The sequence below is a fragment of the Salinimicrobium profundisediminis genome (assembly GCF_026241755.1).
In the GTDB taxonomy this organism is placed as follows: Bacteria; Bacteroidota; Bacteroidia; order Flavobacteriales; family Flavobacteriaceae; genus Salinimicrobium; species Salinimicrobium profundisediminis.
In genome coordinates, this window is sequence record NZ_JAPJDA010000014.1 from 1 (window position 1) to 19,193 (window position 19,193).

At 37.4% G+C, this 19,193-nt stretch carries 18 protein-coding genes and 1 tRNA gene; 8 read left to right on the plus strand and 11 right to left on the minus strand.

Going from position 1 to position 19,193, the window contains the following annotated elements:
* Positions 1 to 249: 249 nt before the first annotated feature.
* Together OQ279_RS09575 and OQ279_RS09580 are read right to left on the minus strand one after the other, a co-directional pair.
* Positions 250 to 334 (minus strand) — tRNA-Phe (locus OQ279_RS09575).
* Positions 335 to 346: 12 nt separating this feature from the next.
* Positions 347 to 2,866 (minus strand): DEAD/DEAH box helicase, encoded by a 2,520-nt coding sequence (locus tag OQ279_RS09580; protein WP_168137311.1) that lies wholly within the window; start codon positions 2,864 to 2,866, stop codon positions 347 to 349.
* A 917-nt stretch (positions 2,867 to 3,783) separates the two neighbouring features.
* On the opposite strand from OQ279_RS09580, the gene OQ279_RS09585 reads away from it, so the two are divergent.
* From OQ279_RS09585 to OQ279_RS09620, 8 genes are all read left to right on the plus strand, one after another.
* Positions 3,784 to 4,140: a single-stranded DNA-binding protein gene (locus OQ279_RS09585; RefSeq protein ID WP_168025955.1), complete on the plus strand. Its 357-nt coding sequence runs from the start codon at positions 3,784 to 3,786 to the stop codon at positions 4,138 to 4,140.
* A 73-nt stretch (positions 4,141 to 4,213) separates the two neighbouring features.
* A complete protein-coding gene (locus OQ279_RS09590) occupies positions 4,214 to 4,663 on the plus strand; it encodes a JAB domain-containing protein (protein WP_168025956.1) in 450 nt (149 codons plus the stop codon).
* A gap of 11 nt (positions 4,664 to 4,674) precedes the next feature.
* Positions 4,675 to 4,872: a hypothetical protein gene (locus OQ279_RS09595; RefSeq protein ID WP_168025957.1), complete on the plus strand. Its 198-nt coding sequence runs from the start codon at positions 4,675 to 4,677 to the stop codon at positions 4,870 to 4,872.
* A gap of 429 nt (positions 4,873 to 5,301) precedes the next feature.
* A complete protein-coding gene (locus OQ279_RS09600; RefSeq protein ID WP_266069664.1) occupies positions 5,302 to 5,682 on the plus strand; it encodes a BfmA/BtgA family mobilization protein in 381 nt (126 codons plus the stop codon).
* Positions 5,683 to 5,692: 10 nt separating this feature from the next.
* Entirely contained in the window at positions 5,693 to 6,724 is a 1,032-nt protein-coding gene (gene mobB / locus OQ279_RS09605; protein ID WP_266069665.1) for a MobB family relaxase, read from the plus strand.
* Between the two features lie 13 nt (positions 6,725 to 6,737).
* Complete coding sequence (locus tag OQ279_RS09610; protein WP_266069666.1) at positions 6,738 to 8,318, plus strand: type IV secretory system conjugative DNA transfer family protein; 1,581 nt, start codon at positions 6,738 to 6,740, stop codon at positions 8,316 to 8,318.
* Positions 8,319 to 8,356: 38 nt separating this feature from the next.
* On the plus strand, positions 8,357 to 9,337 hold the full coding sequence (locus OQ279_RS09615; protein WP_168025960.1) for an AAA family ATPase: 981 nt from the start codon (positions 8,357 to 8,359) through the stop codon (positions 9,335 to 9,337).
* Positions 9,330 to 11,942, plus strand: a complete 2,613-nt coding sequence (locus OQ279_RS09620) for a S8 family serine peptidase (RefSeq protein ID WP_168025961.1) — start codon at positions 9,330 to 9,332, stop codon at positions 11,940 to 11,942. The genes OQ279_RS09615 and OQ279_RS09620 overlap by 8 nt, the downstream gene beginning before the upstream one ends.
* Before the next feature lie 16 nt (positions 11,943 to 11,958).
* Here the strand turns inward: OQ279_RS09620 and OQ279_RS09625 are convergent, their stop codons facing one another.
* The 9 genes from OQ279_RS09625 to OQ279_RS09665 are packed head-to-tail and all read right to left on the minus strand — an operon-like array spanning position 11,959 to position 19,086.
* A complete protein-coding gene (locus tag OQ279_RS09625) occupies positions 11,959 to 12,324 on the minus strand; it encodes a Tim44 domain-containing protein (protein WP_168025962.1) in 366 nt (121 codons plus the stop codon).
* 7 nt (positions 12,325 to 12,331) lie between these two features.
* Complete coding sequence (locus OQ279_RS09630) at positions 12,332 to 13,165, minus strand: DUF4138 domain-containing protein (protein ID WP_168025963.1); 834 nt, start codon at positions 13,163 to 13,165, stop codon at positions 12,332 to 12,334.
* Entirely contained in the window at positions 13,162 to 14,091 is a 930-nt protein-coding gene (gene traM / locus OQ279_RS09635) for a conjugative transposon protein TraM (RefSeq protein ID WP_168025964.1), read from the minus strand. Before traM ends, OQ279_RS09630 begins: the two co-directional genes overlap by 4 nt.
* Positions 14,081 to 14,695, minus strand: a complete 615-nt coding sequence (locus OQ279_RS09640; RefSeq protein WP_168025965.1) for a conjugal transfer protein TraK — start codon at positions 14,693 to 14,695, stop codon at positions 14,081 to 14,083. Before OQ279_RS09640 ends, traM begins: the two co-directional genes overlap by 11 nt.
* A 10-nt stretch (positions 14,696 to 14,705) precedes the next feature.
* Complete coding sequence (locus OQ279_RS09645) at positions 14,706 to 15,548, minus strand: hypothetical protein (protein WP_168025966.1); 843 nt, start codon at positions 15,546 to 15,548, stop codon at positions 14,706 to 14,708.
* A gap of 2 nt (positions 15,549 to 15,550) precedes the next feature.
* Entirely contained in the window at positions 15,551 to 16,120 is a 570-nt protein-coding gene (locus OQ279_RS09650) for a TrbJ/VirB5 family protein (protein ID WP_146831850.1), read from the minus strand.
* On the minus strand, positions 16,117 to 18,528 hold the full coding sequence (locus OQ279_RS09655) for a TraG family conjugative transposon ATPase (RefSeq protein ID WP_168025967.1): 2,412 nt from the start codon (positions 18,526 to 18,528) through the stop codon (positions 16,117 to 16,119). Before OQ279_RS09655 ends, OQ279_RS09650 begins: the two co-directional genes overlap by 4 nt.
* Positions 18,515 to 18,799 carry a hypothetical protein gene (locus OQ279_RS09660; RefSeq protein WP_168137306.1) on the minus strand — a complete coding sequence of 95 codons (285 nt, stop codon included), beginning with the start codon at positions 18,797 to 18,799 and terminating at the stop codon, positions 18,515 to 18,517. Before OQ279_RS09660 ends, OQ279_RS09655 begins: the two co-directional genes overlap by 14 nt.
* Complete coding sequence (locus tag OQ279_RS09665) at positions 18,799 to 19,086, minus strand: hypothetical protein (protein WP_168025969.1); 288 nt, start codon at positions 19,084 to 19,086, stop codon at positions 18,799 to 18,801. The genes OQ279_RS09660 and OQ279_RS09665 overlap by 1 nt, the downstream gene beginning before the upstream one ends.
* Positions 19,087 to 19,193 lie beyond the last annotated feature (107 nt).

A 19,193-nucleotide genomic window follows, 5' to 3' on the forward strand; every position in this document is an offset into this window, starting at 1 on the left:
AAGTGGCACAAATTAAACCGAAATGCCTGGCACTAACCGACCGAAACCACTGGCACAATTCGAACCGAAATAGCCAAATAGCTCAACTGAAACATTCCTTTTCCAAAAATGTATTAAAAACCAAAATGTGGGTCATACCTATTCAAAAGAATTCAATTAATACACTGTTTTTTCCAATATTTTATGGTCTTGATTTAACCAACAAGCCCGCAACTAGAAGTTGCGGGCTATAATACTTTCGTATTTTTGCGGATAGAGGGAGATTCGAACTCCCGGTACAGTTCCCCGTACCCCTGATCTTCAATCAGGTGCCTTAGACCTCTCGACCATCTATATTTTAAAAAGATTATCCCTTTTTAGAAATTACAGGTTTTAAGAAACTTTTCAAAAAACCGTTTGTTGTTAAATTGTGTATGCCCAATAAGTTAGCTATTTCTTTATTACTAGATGCCGTGAAACCTGAATTATTGATTCCGTCAACAAATCTTCTAAGATTATCTTTTAATAAATTTAATGATTCTTCATCAATCACTCGTGTATTTTCACTAGTATTTACATTCCACCCTTTTATATTTGGAGGTTGAATGGTAACCAAATTAAAATTTGCAGCAGAACCATAGAGTTTTTTGAACCATTCACCTGATCCTAATAATTGATTGATATTATCTCTAGTGATTTCACCGTGTATGGCTCTAGACTTGGCTTCTAAAACTAGATAATGATTTCCAGTCATCACCCATAGTACATCAGGGCCGTTTCCAAATTCCGCTTCAGGTTCCTGAGTGTAAAAACCTATAAGCCTGCCAATTTCAGCAAAGGCATTCTCAAATTTAGTATGAGGAATATCTTGACTGAATTGAAGATTTTCCAATAAGGTTTCAAAGTACATTTTAAAGTCTTGGGAAGTCTCAAATTGCTTGATAAAATTTAAAACTTGAAATGCCTGCTCTTCACTAGCCATAATTTTCGTATAACTATGTCCATTTTTTGATTGCAGCATATGGGAAGTTGTTTGTGCTGCTTTAATTTGAAGGTCATTTGATTTTGGTGCATTATCTAAATATAGATAATTAGCAGCTTTTTCAAAATACCAGCCTTTCTGCTTGTCAGTTAACGCGACCGTATCTACTATTTTATCTAGAATTACCTTTGATGCACTTTCATAATCTCTTCTTCTGTAATTTTCGATTGCTTGTGATTCCAAATCTGCAATTTCTAAATTCTTAATGATTCGATCGTCAGTTTTGTCAGCGTCAATTTTCGACAATATTTCTGAATGATATTCCCTCCAGCTCATATCTTGAACGAGACATAGGTTGGCAGTATCCTTAATCGTATTCAAAGATTTATCAGTAGATTCGTCATCAAGAAGCGATAAACCAAGTTTCAATTGCTTGCGTGTAACTGGTGTGAAATATTGTAAGTTGGATTTGTTGCCTACAAATTGGAGCAAGTCTTTACCCATTAAATAAACTGCACAGTAATCACTACCAGATCTTACAGCTCGACCAAGTCCTTGTTCTATTATCTGTGCTTTCAAAGAAGCCTTAACGGATTCTAAGCGCAATTCGGCATAAAGTTGTTCATAAGAGCTGAATGAGGGGTAGCCGTCTAATATTAAAACTCGGCACATATCACCATTCAGGTCAACACCATCATAACGATTAACTAAAACATAGAACTGCCCTTTCTCAGTTCTTAATTTAGCGATTTCTTCATTTATGTTATCATTTTCGATTATTTCCGCTCCAAAATCTTCCCATTTGGCCGCCCTATTTGAAGATGGTGTCAATACCATTACATTTATTCCAGATTCGGAATATTCCTTGGCCAACGACATAATCTGCTCATCTGTTATTCTTGAATCAAATCTTTGAGGAGCAAGGATCAATCTTTGCCCAACGTCCTTACGATCTTTAGGAATCAAGGCGTTCTTAATACTGTTTATGTTAATACCTAAATCTTTAATTAAATCAATTTGATCTTCAAATGTAGCAGATAAAATATATCTATGTTTGGCTTCATTAAAAGCTCTGACATTATGAAATGGCACATAGGATGGTGCTATCTCAATTCCTCTGGGTCCGACATAACAATCGTAAGATTTCAAGTCGTCAGCTATTAAACCCCATTTGAACATAAGCTCTCTATCTTCACTAAAACTGCCTATGAGTTTTATTAACTCATCAATACGCGTTAGCCAAGCCCAATAAGGGACTTTAAGTATCTTGGCATATGGATCACCCTGAATAAGTCTGTGATAAGTTCCTGGGGCTTGGTATTTCAGCTCTTCTTGGAATAACTTCAGTAACCTATCTGCCAAGTCGTGATTGAAGGGTATATTTAATGTAGTTGCTTCTCTAGCTTTGTCAAGACAGACGTGGGCATCATCAAGGACGATTGAACCAACATCAATATTATCTCTTTCAAAAATAGAACGGGAATTGAACAATTTTTGGAACGTGCATAATAGGATGGCTTTTGAATTTGAAAAGTCATCAGGGAAAACACTTCTTTGCCCGTGATATTCAATTTCACAAACAGGTATTCCATATAAATCCGCTTGCAACTTTGCCTGTTCTAATAGTTGTTTGTCTGGACATAGATACAAACTGGGACCGACTCCTTCAATCATTTTTGAGTATAACATCAATAGGCTTACAAGAGTTTTTCCTGAACCTGTATTCATTTTGCACAAAACATCTCGTTGATCCCTTATGCTATGCCAAGAACTTAACACTTCTTCTTGTATGCCTCTTAAATACGCGTATCCCTCCTTATGGAACAAATTTTGAAATAATTCTATGGGTTCAAAATTTAATTGCTTTGGAGATGTATCTTCTAGTTTTTTCTTAAATATATTCATCTATAGTTTTATTTTTTATTATGTTTTGATTAACAAATATCTTAAAAATCTATTGACTGATAGACACACCAATCTTCAATTAGTTAATGAGTTGGAATGAATGCTATGTTTTTCACGTTATTCAGCCCATTCCCCTCCATTCCGCAGAAAAAGCTTCATTACGGGAAATACGCTTCATTCAAAAAATCTTGGACACAACTTCAAAGCTTCCGATTTCCATTTCGCTACCCCTGCCAAAAAAGGCAGGAACGCTACATTCCCAATCTCCATCTTTAAAATTAAGTCCGCTTTAAATCCTACTTCAAGAGGATAATCCATTTTCATAACCCGGTCAGCACATTCCCCTCCATTCCGCAGAAAAAGCTCCATTGCGGGGAAAGAGCTTCACTATAAAAGTCTTGGACACCATCCCCAATTTCTCCTTTCCATTTCGTTAGCCCTTCCCGCTATGCTAGGAAGTGCACTTCATTCCAATTCGAAATCGGGAATGGAGTCCGCTTCATCGGATTCCATCCTTGCTTTTGGCCCCGTTCCCTATGTTTTAGTACTTCACATAAAGCCTTTAGACCCACTTCCGCGCCGTCACTGTCCCTTCCCTTTTTTTGTAAGCAAAATACCAACATTTTGAAGTTGAACAGACTGCATAACCGGTCGTGCCTCCCTTTTATAAGTCTTTATCAATTCCAAATATTGAAAATGTATAAGCAACAAAAAAAGGTACTGCGACGGCACTACGGGAAGTAAATCTAAAATGAACATTGTGAAATCGTACAAAAACATCAGAAAGGAAGCGGGGCCAAAAAAACAAAAAAAGGAAAACGCTCAGGATACAATAAGTAAATCGCTTCAAAAAAATATAAATGAAAACTGCCTGAAAGGTTCAGGTAGTCTATTAATTAATCTTTAATTCTTTTATTATGAGTACTATTAAAAATCACGTACAGCTAATTGGGAACGTTGGTCAGGAACCAACCATTACCAACCTTGAAAACGGTAAAAAAGTAGCCCGTTTTTCACTTGCCACCAATGAGTATTACAAAAACGACAAGGGCGAGAAAGTGCAAAACACCGAATGGCATACTATAGTAGCCTGGGGCAAGACCGCTGAAATCATCGAGAAGTATGCCGGAAAAGGCAAGGAAATCGGTGTAACGGGAAAATTAAAGTCCCGAAGCTATGAGGACAACGAGGGCGTAAAACGCTATGTTACCGAAGTTGAAGCCAACGAAATCCTTTTGTTGGGCGTAAAGAACGGCAATAATTCAGCCGGGTAAATTTAAAACAAAGAGGGCGTTCCTCTCGAAAGTTGCGCCCTCTTTCATTATTCACCTTTTAAATCAGATCATAATGGAAACCAAAGTTAATGAAATCGCGATAAGTTATAGTGGAAGTTTAAAAGCAAATTTGCTTCCCAAGATAACCTGTTCCCAGAGTGCTGCAGATTTAGCCTACAGCCAATGGAACAAAGATACTATTGAACTGCACGAGACTTTTAAAATAATGCTGCTCAACAATGCCAATAAGGTAAAAGGAATATATGAAACCTCTAACGGAGGAATAACAGGAACTTTAGTGGATGTCCGCATCTTATTTGCCGTACTGTTAAAGAGCTTGACAACGGCAGTCATTTTGGTCCACAATCACCCGAGCGGAACCTTGACACCGAGTGAACCCGATAAACGCCTGACCCAAAAAATTAAAAAGGCAGGGGAATTATTTGATATTAAGGTATTGGACCATTTGATCCTGATACCTGATGGAAATTATTTCAGTTTTGCAGATGAAGGAATCCTTTAAATGGAAAGCTTATGATTTATCTTAATTTTTCAGACCTGACCGAAGAAGCCCAAAACCGACTTTTGGAGAATTCCAAAAAGGATGTGGAACGAAAATTTGGGAATGATATCCGCAAGTACGTAAGAGAAAATTATACCTGCTTTAAGACGATGGTAGAGGAAGAAGCATTGCGAAATTTATATTCCTATACTTTCATATTCAACATTTAATTCCTAAACTTTATAGTCAAGCACCTCTAAATTTTTGGAGGTGTTTTTCTTTTCAATTATTTTCAATTCAATAAAAATCATTATCTTTATTTCGCTGAAATTCAGCATTTAATTTTACGTAGGGTTATCCATTTTTTGACTTTCGCCGATAACCGTACCCATCAAAAAAATACATAACAGGAAATTATTTCCCTGGAACTAGCAATTGGCTTTTGACCAAATTGTACGGAATTTTTGTCCCGCTGGGCGGGACGAAAAGGAGTAGCAAGAGGGTAACACGCGATGCGATGTTTAGTACTCCTTTTTGTTTTCAAATAACTGGTAATCAGCAACTTGAAAAAATATAAAATTCCCGACCTTCTACAATTTGCGACAAATGTCCTGTGAACGCCCATTTTTAGGGAAGGATTTGCGACAAATCGGCGAATTATGGACTCATTTATCGGCATCAGGTTCAAAAAGGAAACGGCAAAACGTTTTCAGGAATTTTCAAGGACACACTTCAAATCGCACACCGAAGCAATGGCAACAATGCTCGATTTTTTCTTCTACAACGAGATTTCCCCAAAGGAAAAACTAGGACCTACGGGAAGGACAATCGAAGCTTCAATCAAGAAGCGAATCAATGCGGTGATTGCCATTATGAGGGATATGGAAAAGAGCCAGACCAAACCCACCGTAGCAATGTTGGAATCTCTATTTCAAACTGAAGAACCTAAAAAGAAGCCTTTGATTTTAGAAAAGAAAATCATTGAAGAAAAGAATGAAGTAAGCTTTCGAGAAAAGCTAAATGGGAGCAATGAACTCTAATTTTTGAGCTATGTACATTACCATCACACCTCAAAAATCAGGGAATAATTACTCGCAAAGTTCAGCGGATTTTGTGGGCTATCTGGAGAAAGAAAACCAGGGTTTGGAACAGGGAGCTATGGAACATTTTTTCAATCAATATGATGAGGAAATATCAGCGGATGAAGTTGTAAAGGAAATTGATGGGAATGGTGCCAAACTCAAAAAGACCGAACCGAAATTCTATTCGATCACGGTGAGCCCTTCTAAATATGAATTGAACCGGTTACAGAACAACAGTGAGGATCTAAAAAGGTACACCCGTGAACTGATGAAGGACTATGTGGCATCCTTCAATCGTGAAATCAACGGAAGACCGATTAGCATCGATGATATAAAATATTATGCGAAAATAGAACATCAACGAACATTTAAGGGAACGGATTGGCAGATTAGGGAAAACCAACCCTTTGCTACCAAAATATTGCAGCTCAAAACTGAAATCAGAAACATTAAAGAGGGGCGAGCTGAAGGCAATATCAAACTATTGCAGAATAAAATTGACCGATTGGAAAAGGAGGCTCCGCACCAACAGGACGGGAAGCGAATTGTCCAGGGGATGCCAAAGGCAGGAAATCAAAGCCATATCCATATCATCGTAAGCAGAAAGGATGCATCCAATACTTTCAGTCTTTCTCCTGGGAGCAAGCATAAGGCCTCGGAAGTCCAGATGCATGGTAAGAATGTAAAACGGGGCTTTGACCGTGATCAATTTTTTGACCGGGCAGAAAAGACCTTTGACAGGACTTTTGTCTATCAAAGAAACTTTGCCGAGACCTACAAGGCTCGAAAGGATTTTATCAAAAACCCTCAAATATATTTTGCATCACTGATGAAATTGCCCACCAATGAAAGGGCGATTGCTTTTAAAATTATGAAGGAAAGTGGTGTTCCAATGCTACCAAGTATTCCGGTTACCCAGGCACAACTGGCAATGAAAATATTCAACCGCCTGCGCCGTGGTGTGGAAGTGGCTATTAAATCAAGTTCAATAGGTATCTAAAGGAAAAACAATAATGCAACTAGCCAATCCACTACATATACTCTTAATTATCGTTTTGACAGCTTCAGTATTTTATGGACTGTATCGGATTTCCAAATATGCCTTTTTCATAAATACTGTGCTGCTTTTGGGACTGATAGCCTATTTGTATTATCCGCATAATACGATAAAAGCACTACTTTATTTAGGTTGTCCTTTATTGTTGGTCAATACGGTATTTTACGTTTTTCTGCATAAACCGGATTTAAAGCAAAATACCTCTGACAAATATCGGGTAACTTTTAAAACGGACAGGAAAAATTTTAAAATTGAAAACATCAAACGTGGAGCTTCGATTATTGGATCTGCCGGAAGTGGAAAAACCGAAAGCGTGGTTTACGGATTTTTAAAACATTTCCAGAAACATGATTTCTGTGGGGTTATTCACGACTATAAGGATTTTGAGCTAACCGAAATGGCGTACCCACTTTTTAAAAATCCAGATATTCCTTTTCGTATTATCTCTTTTGACAAAATTATCCATAGGGTAAACCCTATAGCACCCAGATATCTCGAAAACGAAGAAAGTGTGAATGAGATTTCGAGGGTACTTATTGAAAATCTTCTGGAACAGCGGGAATCGGGAATTACAGGATCCTCTAAATTTTTTAACGATGCTGCGGAAGGATTGATTGGTGGATTGATCTGGAAACTGAAAACATCTTATCCGCATTTCTGTACCTTACCACATCTAATAGCCATTTATCAGTTTCTGGATACCGATAGTCTCATAAAGTTTTTAGAGACCAATACCACCTCCAGAGCGATGGCAGATGCGTTTATTAGCGGCAAAGATTCCGAAAGGCAGACAGCAGGGGTAAAGAGTACCCTGGCCAATGCTCTGAAACGTATCAGTACACAAAACATATTTATGGCCCTTTCCGCAGATGAAGTGCCATTAAATATTAATAACCCGGAAAATCCTGCTGTGATTTCAGTAGTGAACAATCCTAAATTTGAAACCTCCTATTCCCCTGTAATTGCCACCATAATCCACACGATTACAAAGCAAATGAGTGTACGCAATTCAAATTCTTCCTTTCTTTTAATGGAAGAAGCACCAACCATTCGGTTATTGAATATGCACCGCATTCCGGCTACCTTAAGAAGTTATGATATAGCAACTGTTTATGTAATGCAGGACAAGATCCAGAACGATATGATGTATGGAGATAAAGCGAGTAAAGCTATTTTAAGCAACCTTTCCTATCAATTCTTCGGAAAGGTCAATGATCCTGATACTGCAAAATACTATGAACGCTTCTTTGAAATCATAAAAAAAGAAACAACCAGCATCAACCGAGGTTACAGTCTTGACTTTGATACACGCATTACTACCGGGGAACGGGAAATTCCTAAAATACGGGCTGATGCTTTTTTCCGTTTAAAGCAGGGGGAGTTTATTACCTATGCGGATGGGGAAGATAAAAAAGTGCAGTTTAAATTGCAGAGAATTCAGAGGCAGCTTCCGGATGAATTAAGGCAGTTTTCCAAGGCTGATTTAGCAGCTAATTTTGAAAGAGTTTATCAGGAAGTGAGATCAATTTTTAATTAAATTATAGTTTAACAAATCAGAATATTATATTTGTACAAATGGCAAGAGCAGATTTATTATTAAAATTAGTTAAGGCCGGAACTAACGGAGACAATACCCTTTTTAGAAAGGTTGTTGAATCTATAATTGCCGAAGAAAAGAGTAAACAACATCATATTGTAGCTCAACAATTATTAGATGCACTTTCCAAAGCCTCTAAGCCTCAATCCAACCAACCTATACATAATCGTTTACTGGAAGATGGATTAGACAGTTTTTTATATCGCATTTACCCTCAAAAGACTTTGGATGATGTGATTTTAAATTATGAAAATCAAGCCGTCATTCAAGACCTTATCCAGGAACATCATCGTAGTGACTTATTGAGATCCTATAATTTAGAACCTAGAAATCGTATTCTATTGGCAGGTCCTCCTGGAAATGGAAAAACTTCTCTCGCAGAAGTCATAGCTCAATCTTTAATGATTCCATATTACGTTGTAAGGTATGATGGAATAATTGGTAGTTATCTAGGAGAAACCGCTACTCGGCTTAAAACAACTTTTGATTTTATTAGAACCCAAGAATGTGTTTTATTTTTTGATGAATTTGACACTATAGGAAAAGAACGCGGAGACATTCACGAAACGGGTGAGATTAAAAGAGTTGTAAGTTCTTTACTTCTTCAGATTGATCGTTTGCCGAGTTATGTAGTAGTTGTCGCAGCAACTAATCACGCCGAACTTCTAGATAGGGCTGTATGGAGAAGATTTCAAGTAAGATTGGAATTAAAAGCTCCGGATAAGTCAATGATAAAGATTTGGCTCAAAAACTTTGAACAGCGAGTTAAATACGATTTGCAATATCCTATTGATAAAATAGCAAATAAGCTTGAAGGTCTTAATTTTGCGGAGATTGAAGAATTCATCCTCGATGTTGAACGTAAATATATATTGTCGCTCCCTGACGTAAACGTAAAAAGGTTAGTGGATGAATGCCTTGTTCAAATGGAGCATAAATATTCCTTAGGGAATGGTTAAAAAACCACTTCTTTTGTTCCCATTCCCTATAAGTGCGGAAAAATCTAAAAAACAAGGTTTTCCGGGTAAAATGTTTATCCCAACCAAAACTCAACAAATTCAGAGAAATGAATTAAAGATAACGGAATTAGATCGTGTACTTTCTAATAGGTCAGCTTCACTACAAAAGGAAGCAGGGAATATTATCCCTGAAATGATCTTGGTGTTAGAAACTGCCGGAGAAATAAAAGATTTTTTTAAAGCTGTGAAAAAGACTCCAGGAATGGAGTTTTTAGCTGAATATGAGACTGAGTTCGAGGCAGAAGATGATTTCTATAACATAGATAAAAACGGTAATAGATCTGAAGAAAATGTGGATGCCAGATTTTACCTCACTATGACCAACCAAAGGGCACTTAAAGAACTTCAGAAATATTGGCGAGAATATAAGAAAGATAAAGAAAAACAAAATTTTAAGCGAGGGACTGCAAAATTCAGATCGCTTTTTGAACAATTAAAGGATATTAGGCCCTATAATGTTAGTGATAGGGTACGTGATACAGGTATTGAAAAATATATTCAGGAAAGAAAATTATACGATTTTGATTTCGTAAGATTTGAAATAGAATTGGCCTTTAAAGGTAGTGACCAAGCCAATCGAAAAGCCTATGAAGAAGTAACCCGTTTACTGAATTTACATAACGGAGAAGAAGTGAAAGGTTCAAGGACTATAATCTCCGAGATATCATATCACGCTTTTATTGCAAGAGCTCCGATTCAAGTATTTGATGATCTTACGGAGAATACGAATATTTCCTTTTTAAAATCGCAACAAATTTTGTTTTTTCGTCCTGTAGGACAGATGGTTTTTGAAACTCCTGAAGATATTGAGCAATTAAAAAAGTTGCCCAATGTTGAAGAAAATGATGAACTACCCACAGATGGCCATCCAGTCATTGCACTTTTTGATGGTCTTCCCTTAGCAAATCATTCTCTATTAGAAAATAGATTACAAATTGATGATCCTGATGGTTTCTCCAGTAATTATACGGGTAATCAAAGATTTCACGGTACCGCAATGGCTTCTCTTATTATTCACGGTGATTTAGATAATGAGAAAAAATCGATATTAAAAAGACCCTTATATGTCCGCCCTATAATGAAATTGGACACACAACTTTATCAAGGAGAATGTCTTCCAGATGACGTTTTACCAATAGATTTAGTGCATAGGGCTGTTCTAAGAATGAAAGTGGGAGATGCGGACAATCCTCCAGTAGCCCCTGAGGTAAAGATCATTAATTTTTCTATTGGAGACGCTTTTAGACCTTTCTTAAACAATATGAGCTCTTGGGCAAAATTACTGGATTGGCTTTCTTATCAATACGATATCTTATTTGTAATTAGTGCAGGAAATTTTAGTGACGATATCGCTTTGGAAATCCCAGATGATGAATTTGATAATCTCTCTGATGATGAAGTACAAAAATTAGCTTTAGAGGAAATAGTTAGGACAAATTTTAATAGAAAGATTTTGGCACCAGCTGAATCAATAAATTCTATTACAGTTGGTGCGGCACATTTTGATTTCTCAAAGCCTAATAATTTATACCAAAGGAAAAATCTGATTAAGTCATCCTCCTTATTATCTCCAATAAGCCGGATTGGTTTTGGTTTCCGAAGGAGCATAAAGCCAGAGATTATAACGTCAGGTGGGCGGAAGTTATTTCGGAAATCTCCAATTCAAAATTTACCAGGGAAAACGGTTCTTAAATTAGAATCTATCCCATTTAATGTAAATCCTCCCGGAAACAGATCTGCATTTCCAGGTAGTCCAGGACAAATAAATAAGTCTGGGTATTTATGTGGTACTTCAAATGCAGCAGCTTTGACATCTCGTCTTGCTGCCCAACTTTATGATGTTTTAATTTCTATAAATAATTCTGGAGATAAATCTATACCATCAGATTTTCTTACTGTAATTATTAAAAGTTTATTGGTACATAGTGCTAGTTGGAGTAAAAGTTCAGATTTTTTATTGCAACTAATTAAGGATTTACCAGGCTCAGCTGCAAATACTTCAAAAAAAAACGTATTGCCTTATCTAGGGTATGGGGGTATAGATCCAGAACGCATTTTATATTGCACTGAGAAACGAGTAACCATTATCGGATTCGGAAAGCTTTACGATGGTCAAGCCCATTTATATAGATTTCCATTGCCGCCATCACTTACTAAGGGGAGGATTGATAAAAAACTGACAATAACTTTAGCCTACAATAGTCCTCTAAATTTTAAAACAAGACAATATCGTAAAGCACAATTATTTTTTGATAATCTTAAACATAATAATCATCTCGAATTAGATAGATCATATTATGATTTCCGAACCACACAATTAGGAACTGTGCAACACGATATTCTTATTGGGGACAAGGCTGACGTCTTTGTTGATGGAGATTTTTTAGAAATAAAAGTGAATTGCAGAGAAGACGCATCTGAGCTTGGAAAACTGTCAATTAAATATGGATTGTCTGTTACTTTAGAAGTCAAGGAAAATAATGACATAAAAATTTATGAAGAAATTAGGCAACGAGTTCAAACACGAATTAGGCCTACTCTATAAATTCAAAAATTATTTTTCAAAAAGGTCCTTTCTCCCTCGCTCCTTGCTGCGTAACCTTCCAGTTTCCATCAATTTTTAAAAGCTTAAATAGCTCAGGGTTTTCTTCATAAGATGTGGTGAATCTAACCCAAGCTATTTCATTATCGGTGGTTTCTTCCAGCACTTCAAAATTGGAATTCCCCGATTTGCCTGCCGCCATCAAATCTTGTACCGATTTAAGACCTTCGTAGCCTTCTGGGGTAGTATATTTTTTCAAGGTCTCATTATCCTTATTGTAGAAACTTTCAACTACAATTTTTGAAGTTTCGCTTGGTGAAAGGTCTTGTTTTCCGGTACAGGCAAGGAATAAGAAGGCTATTGAGTATATGACGACGTTTTTCATTGCATTGCTAATTAGGGTTGTTGATAAATCTATGCGATACTTTTAATTTTAAGCCTCTTTCCCCGTTCTTTTCATTTAGCTCTAAAACCGCTCTGCGGTCATTGCTTATTGAAAACTTTGGTAGAACGTAAATCAATCTTACGGTTTCGTTTTCGGCTACTGTGGAAGGCAACTTATATTTGAAAATCGGCTCTTGATAAAGACGTTGCAATGATTTCTTTTTTCCTTTTTGTTTCGTTTCAACCGCAAGTTTCAAAAAATTTAGATCGTAATCCAAAGTAGATTTATTTTCAATCTGGATCACGAAGTAAAGTTCTTCTTTATCGAAAACAATGTTCTCAATACTTAAAACGATGCCCTCATTACGCTTTTTTATCCGGTTAATCCGTTGCTTTCGATCAAGTAGATAGGAACAGAATTTTTTGTAATAATAGATCTTGTTTCCTAACTCTATCTTGGACTCATCACTTTTAGCTGAATCAGGAGCAATAGGCTTTTCGTTGCCGATGCTACTGGATTTTGGGATGAAATAATTCAGCGTGGAAAGCTGTTTTTTATACTTAACAATATACGAAAAAACTGCACCATTTTTATTGACCACCAGAAGATTACTTTCTTTTCCCGGCTTTGCCTGAAGCAGTCCAAAGTATTGTTCTTTCTCCCGATTATAAGTAAATACAAAATTTTCTGATCCCGTAATTCCTTGACGGATGGGTTCTGGAAAAAACAATGCTACATTCTTTTGGTCATTAGCATAAATGGTATCAAGAGTAATAGGTTGTTGCGCAGAAGCTTTGCTAAAAGCCAAAACAAAGGCTATAATTAAGATATAAGCTTTCATAATTTAGGTTTTAAAATTAGTCTATAATTGTTGAGCACGGTAACCTTTAAGTTCCGGTTGTTGCGCTTGAGTAATTTGGTTATACCACTCACTTGCGGTACGCTAGGGATGTTGATATCCCCTAAAATATCATCTAAGACTTCATTAGTGGCCTCTGCGCGAAAACTATTTTCCACGTATATTCCCTCACTTCCATCCTGAAGATCGAAGGCTTTAAGTTTTGTGGGATGGTGATGGATATTTTCGATTTCAATTAATACCCGATGGGGTTGAAAACTGATAAAGCCAAAAACGTACGTGTTCTTTGGAATGCTTTTGTTATTAATGGTTGCGGCTTTGGTCAAGCGCATTCGCAAACGAGAATTGACCTTCACCACTTGATCACCATCCACGGCCGCATAGATGACGGCATCCGTTGTTCCGGAAATGGAAATATCACTTTCCTTTGGATCAGAGGCAAAGAACAACTGATGTTCCAGTCCCAATTCCTTAGCAGCAATTTTTTGTTCAGCTTTTATTTCTGCGGAGTCAACTAGGTTTGCGACTTTGGCAACAGTTTTCTTAACGCCAATATTCTGATAATTTTTTTCGGAATACTTAATTTTCCCTGCGGAGTAAATACTATCTACAATGCGCTCCTTTTCTTTTTCAGGTAAATCCACATCATAAAAACCCAAGGAATCAATCAGCTTTTCATTGTAGATGCTTGGTGCGTTGGTTTCCTTCACTTCCTTCAAATCGTTGATTGCATCCAGTTTGGAATTGTATTCTTTTTGACTTTCTTCCAGTGCGGGAACAGATGTCTCTTTAAGGTTCTCGTTTTCGCTTTCGTCATCACCCATTACCATCACGGAATAGGAAATAAGAAATAGGAATATCACGGCCAAAACTGCCGCAAAGACTATTTTATTCTTTTCAATTTTCATGGGATATTTTCTTTAAGGTATTTTCAAAATAATTCGTAATCAATAACCCGTGTGGATTGTTAGGAAAGTTGCGGTCAACCGAAATTAGGTTTCCAGTAGATACCATTTCATAGGTGTCGACAATTGACCCACGGTTGATTTCAAAAACAGCAACCGTTCTAAAACTGTAAGCCCCGTGTTTTTCTTCGATTTGGGAATCGATGCTAAGCACCTTTTGAACTAGTGAATATTGCAACAAGCGATTATAAACACCATCCGCCTTTTTTTGTCGATAGAGGTTGTCCACAGAGCTATTGCCGAGCCATAGTGCCTTTTCCAAGTTCTTTTCATAATTGCTTGCATCGATGTTGTAGAAATAATTGTGAAAAAGCTGTAAATGAGCCAAGGCTTCAACTTTATAGTTTTCCTTTTGAGTAACAAGTTTTAATGGAATGATACTTCCATCGGTATTGATGGCAAAAGCATTGTTCAAGGCCTTTTTATTAATGTTATATGCCATCCAAACGGCAAAGAAGCTGGATAATGAGGAACAGATGATGACGGCCAAGACGATAAACCTATTTATTCTAAGGACGGCGTAAATATTTTTATAAGGTGTTTTCATTGTATTAGTTTTAGGCAGTAAATAATTTCAGGGTAAATGAAGTAGCGCGGCGATACAATTTGAACTTTAGGAAAACGATAAACCCTACCGAACCAAGCTGTACAACTGGGGCAAAAAAGCCGCTGCCTACATCCGTCCCGAACAAGTTCGTCCAAAAGTTGGTGTTTATCTCAGTATAAATGGCATTGACAAAGACATTGACCAAGAAGAAGGCCGGTACCAGCATATAGACCGCTGTATACAATTTGAAAAAATTATAAGCCAGGGAACGGAATTTTTCAAAAACGGCCAGACTGATGACCAATGGGAAAAACGCTTGCATAATCCCCAGTAGGAAAAAGCGTTCTGCCAAAAATAAGGGATAAATGAACAGATCTAGAATCCATAGGATAGTACTTCCTATAAAAGCGAATATTTTGAAACCAAAAAGGGGTGTTACCAAAGCTTCATAGAGCAATGCCATTGCAGCCTGAGCTGCTTTTATAATGTTTACTTCATCTTCAATAGGAATATCCTGCATCTGTAAAGGAAGTAAAGCTGGGGCCGTGCCGCGATATTGGCCTTCAATGGCCACTAAAATACCATCAAAAAAGCCGAGAATTTGTGTCGAGAAAATTACCAGTAGCACGACAGCAAAGTTTTTGGCCAGTTCTCCAGGGCTTAACCCCCAGGTATAGCCATCCTTATCCGCAACGCCCTCACTGTATTTTTTGAGGATATTGACTAAAAAGAAAAGGACGGCAAGCGTTTTCATTCCAGCAATGGTATATTGCGAGAAACTACTATTTTGTATGGTCTGGAAAATGGTATCAACATATTCCAGACCTATTCCTAAGATGATATTAGCAGCCATAATTAATATTCTGTTTCACGATTATTGATTTTATCCTGCATCTTTCGGAAAGAAATAATATCACGGTATCGCTTCGTTTTCAATGTAATTTCTGAAACCATAATTTTGGATTCTTCTTCCTTTTCTTTTAGGATATACGCACGGTCGGCATCGCTCATTTTGAGGTAATCGCTGGACAGGATTTCATCAATAAAGTCCATTGTTTCTAATGAGTTTTCTACAATGGAGCTAAAAGATTCAGTCACCCGTTGGATTTCCTCTGGTTTGATATAGGGTGAGTTAAGAATGTCCTGTAAGTCATTCTGCATTACGTTGATAAGACGTTGATTGTTCCGGCCTATTTCCTGTACGGCTTTTAACTGCTTAACTACATTGTTTACTTTTTCAAGATTTTCTTTCTGCTGTTTCAGGAATTCAGCAGTTTTTAAAAGTTGGGAAGTCTGCTTTGCAGATTCCACCAGCGACTTCACCAGGCTGATAAAGTTCGTATTATCGTAAACCGGCATTCCCTGGGCCCGGGTGTTTAGACTAAAAAAGATAGCCATTCCAAGAATTAAAATTTTTGTTCTCATATTTTTATTTTTTTGGATGAATACTCTGTAATTGCTTTCTCCATATCCTGATGCTTTTCATAAAGCTTCATTATTTCTTCATTCTCGTATCCATCGGTTAAATATGCTGCATAAACTTCCCTTGGCACTTCCAGACGGAAGACATTGCTTTCCTTTCCAATCTTGATAAACATTTCAGTGTACTTCCGTTCCCCGGAAAGATTGTTCCTGATGGATTTTAGCTGGTTAAGATCGTGGCTGGAAAGGTTTAACCGCTTGGCCAGCTCGTTATACCCCTTTTCATTATGCAGGCTGTAAATGACCTGAGTGTTCTCCAGGATACTTGCCGAGATGGAATTGTTCGGCAGCTGGTTAATAGATTGTAAGATGATACCGATTGCCCCGTTCTGTTTCCGAATTGCCTGATAGTAGAATTCCACGCTTTCCAGTACGTTCTCAAATTTCAACTGCTTCGCAAATTCATCAAAAAGGATAATTCCTTTCTCGGCACGATTTTTCCAAATGGTTCGTTGGATAGCGGATTTAATCAGCTTAAGCATTACTGAAAGAACTTCCTTGTTATCCTTTACTTCATCAAGCTCAAAAACAATCAATCTTTTATCTTCAATTTTATAGGTCTGGTCCTCGCTAATCTCAAAAAGGAAACTGTACAGGCCATCTCCAACATATTCTGACATCACGTGCAGGAAGTTCACTATGTTGAAGTAATCCGCATGGATCTTCAGTTTTTGCAGGAGATCCTTCTGATTGGTTTCTACAAACCGATAAAAATTATCCAGGGAATGCTTTTCAGGAACATTCGAATAGTAGTGGAGCAATATTTTTCTGATCGAAACTGATTGTGCTTTGGTGACTTTTAAATCTGAGCCGAAGAGTTCAAACAGGAACATTGACAAATCCTCCAGCCGTTCTGGCGTGACATCTTCTGAATTACTGATGTAAAACGGATTAATACCCAAATTTTTCCCGCTTTCATATCTCAGAACAGTATACTTTTCAGGATATAATTTTGCGAATTTTGTATAGGAGCCACCAAGATCAATGATCACCAGGCGCACTCCGCTCTCAAAGTACTGGCGCAAAATATTATTGGCCAGAAAAGATTTTCCTTCCCCTGTAGGGGCAAAAATGGCAAAGTTCCGGGCTTTAATCCGCTTCTTTCCCTCGTCCCATACATCCTTTAGCACCGGGATGTTGTGTTCCCGGTCATTGAAGATGATTCCTGTGGGATCAGATTTATAATTGGTATTATTAATCAGCAGGCACAGCGCATGTTTTAAATCGGTCACATATAGATCTGAATTGGAAAAATTGGAAGAGAAACAACAGTAGCTATTCACTACATAATTTTTACGTTCTTCCCCCCGCGGGTAGTACGGCGTAATATCAAGTTCCTTAAATTCAGTCTTTACCTTCGAAGCTATCTGGGCCAGCTCTCCGGCTTCCTTAGCCCAATAGATGACATTGAAATGGCCACGGATAATTCTGGACGTATCATCCGCATTTATCTGATCAAGGATATGCTGAATTTTACCCAGCACAACCTTATTCTGAGATCCGAAATTTGAACTTTTATGAAGTTCTTCGATTTTGTTATCAAGGAGCTTCCGCCATTTTTGTTTGTCATCCAGGTAGAGAATCTGGTTTACCATATGATTTTCATTAAGGGTCAAGCCGAGGCCGTCAATAAAGCCCTGGTGGAATATAAACTCATCGGAAGTAAACCTTTCATTGACCTTACTGCTCTGAACAGTTTCTCCAAAACAGCGTTCGCTGTTGATAGCCAGGGCATCAAAATAATTGTCGCCAACCTGAATATTGGATTTATTTAGCAGCATATCTGTATCAAAACCTTCAGAAAAACCATTAAAAAAGCTATTGGTTAAAGCCTGAATTTCCACGGCGCCCAGAGGTAGAAAAGACATCCTACGGCTATTATTGATAAAGGAAACGGAATCGCTCACAGAGCTGATAAAACTTTTGAGATTATCATCCAGTTCCTGGCACATCCCTTTAGAGACCTTTCGAAATGGATTGACATACTTCGGGTTATTTAATGCTTTGTTTTTGGTGAGGATAAAAAACAGATAGCAGCGATGTTCCATATATTCCCTGCCTTTGAAATGTTCGTGTGTTGCCTTTTCTAAAAAGGTAGTATTTGGCAATAACTCCGCAGAATAAGATTTTTTTAAATAAATGTCCTGTTTGTGTACAACACTTCCATTGGGCAAAGATTTTAGGGCCTGGAACCAAACCCCATGAATATCTTTAAAGTCCTTTTCAGATAAAGAGTAGATTTCAGGTAACATCCCCTCATAGCAAAGAACTACGTTACCATTATTGGCAAAAATGATATTGTCCTGAATATCGATTATGGGCGTAAAGTCCGAAAGATTAATCTTGTTCATAATTAAAATTTGAATTTCTTCTGTTGCTGATGATTTCTGGAAATTTTACCGAAACCTGAAAGAGCTGTGATGTTCTGGTTATTCTGATTAGTACTAAATAAAGGATACAATTGAGGATCAAAGCACTAATGATGATCCAGAAGCTGAAAGAGAAAATGATGACCAGTAATGAAGCTACTACGCAAATCATCATTAAAGCAAAGGAGGAGATGGGCAGCCCAAAAATGACAGCCCCTTTCCTAATGTTTCTATAGACTTCAAACTGTTTCATTAGACCACGATTGAAATCAAATAGGTGAAGATGCCCACTACTGCTCCTGCAATAAGGACAAAGACGAGCACCCGGGTAATCCCCTTTTTAAGGTCTGCATTTTCCCCAAAGAAGTGGCCTGCGTTAAACAGGAAGCCGACAAGAAAGATCACTCCAAGGAGGATTGGGAAGATGGTCCGGATCGTATCGGCAATATCATTAACCGAATTTTCAATTCCCCCGATTTGTGCAAAAAGCGGTAAAGAAACCAGGGACAAAAAGAGCGTGGGATAGATTGGTTTTTTCATAAAGCACAGTTTAAAATTTTGTGTTGTTTTTGTTATGGAAAAAATACATATATTTCAATATAATACGTTGAAAATCAGCATAATAAATAAAAAATAATATTTGATTT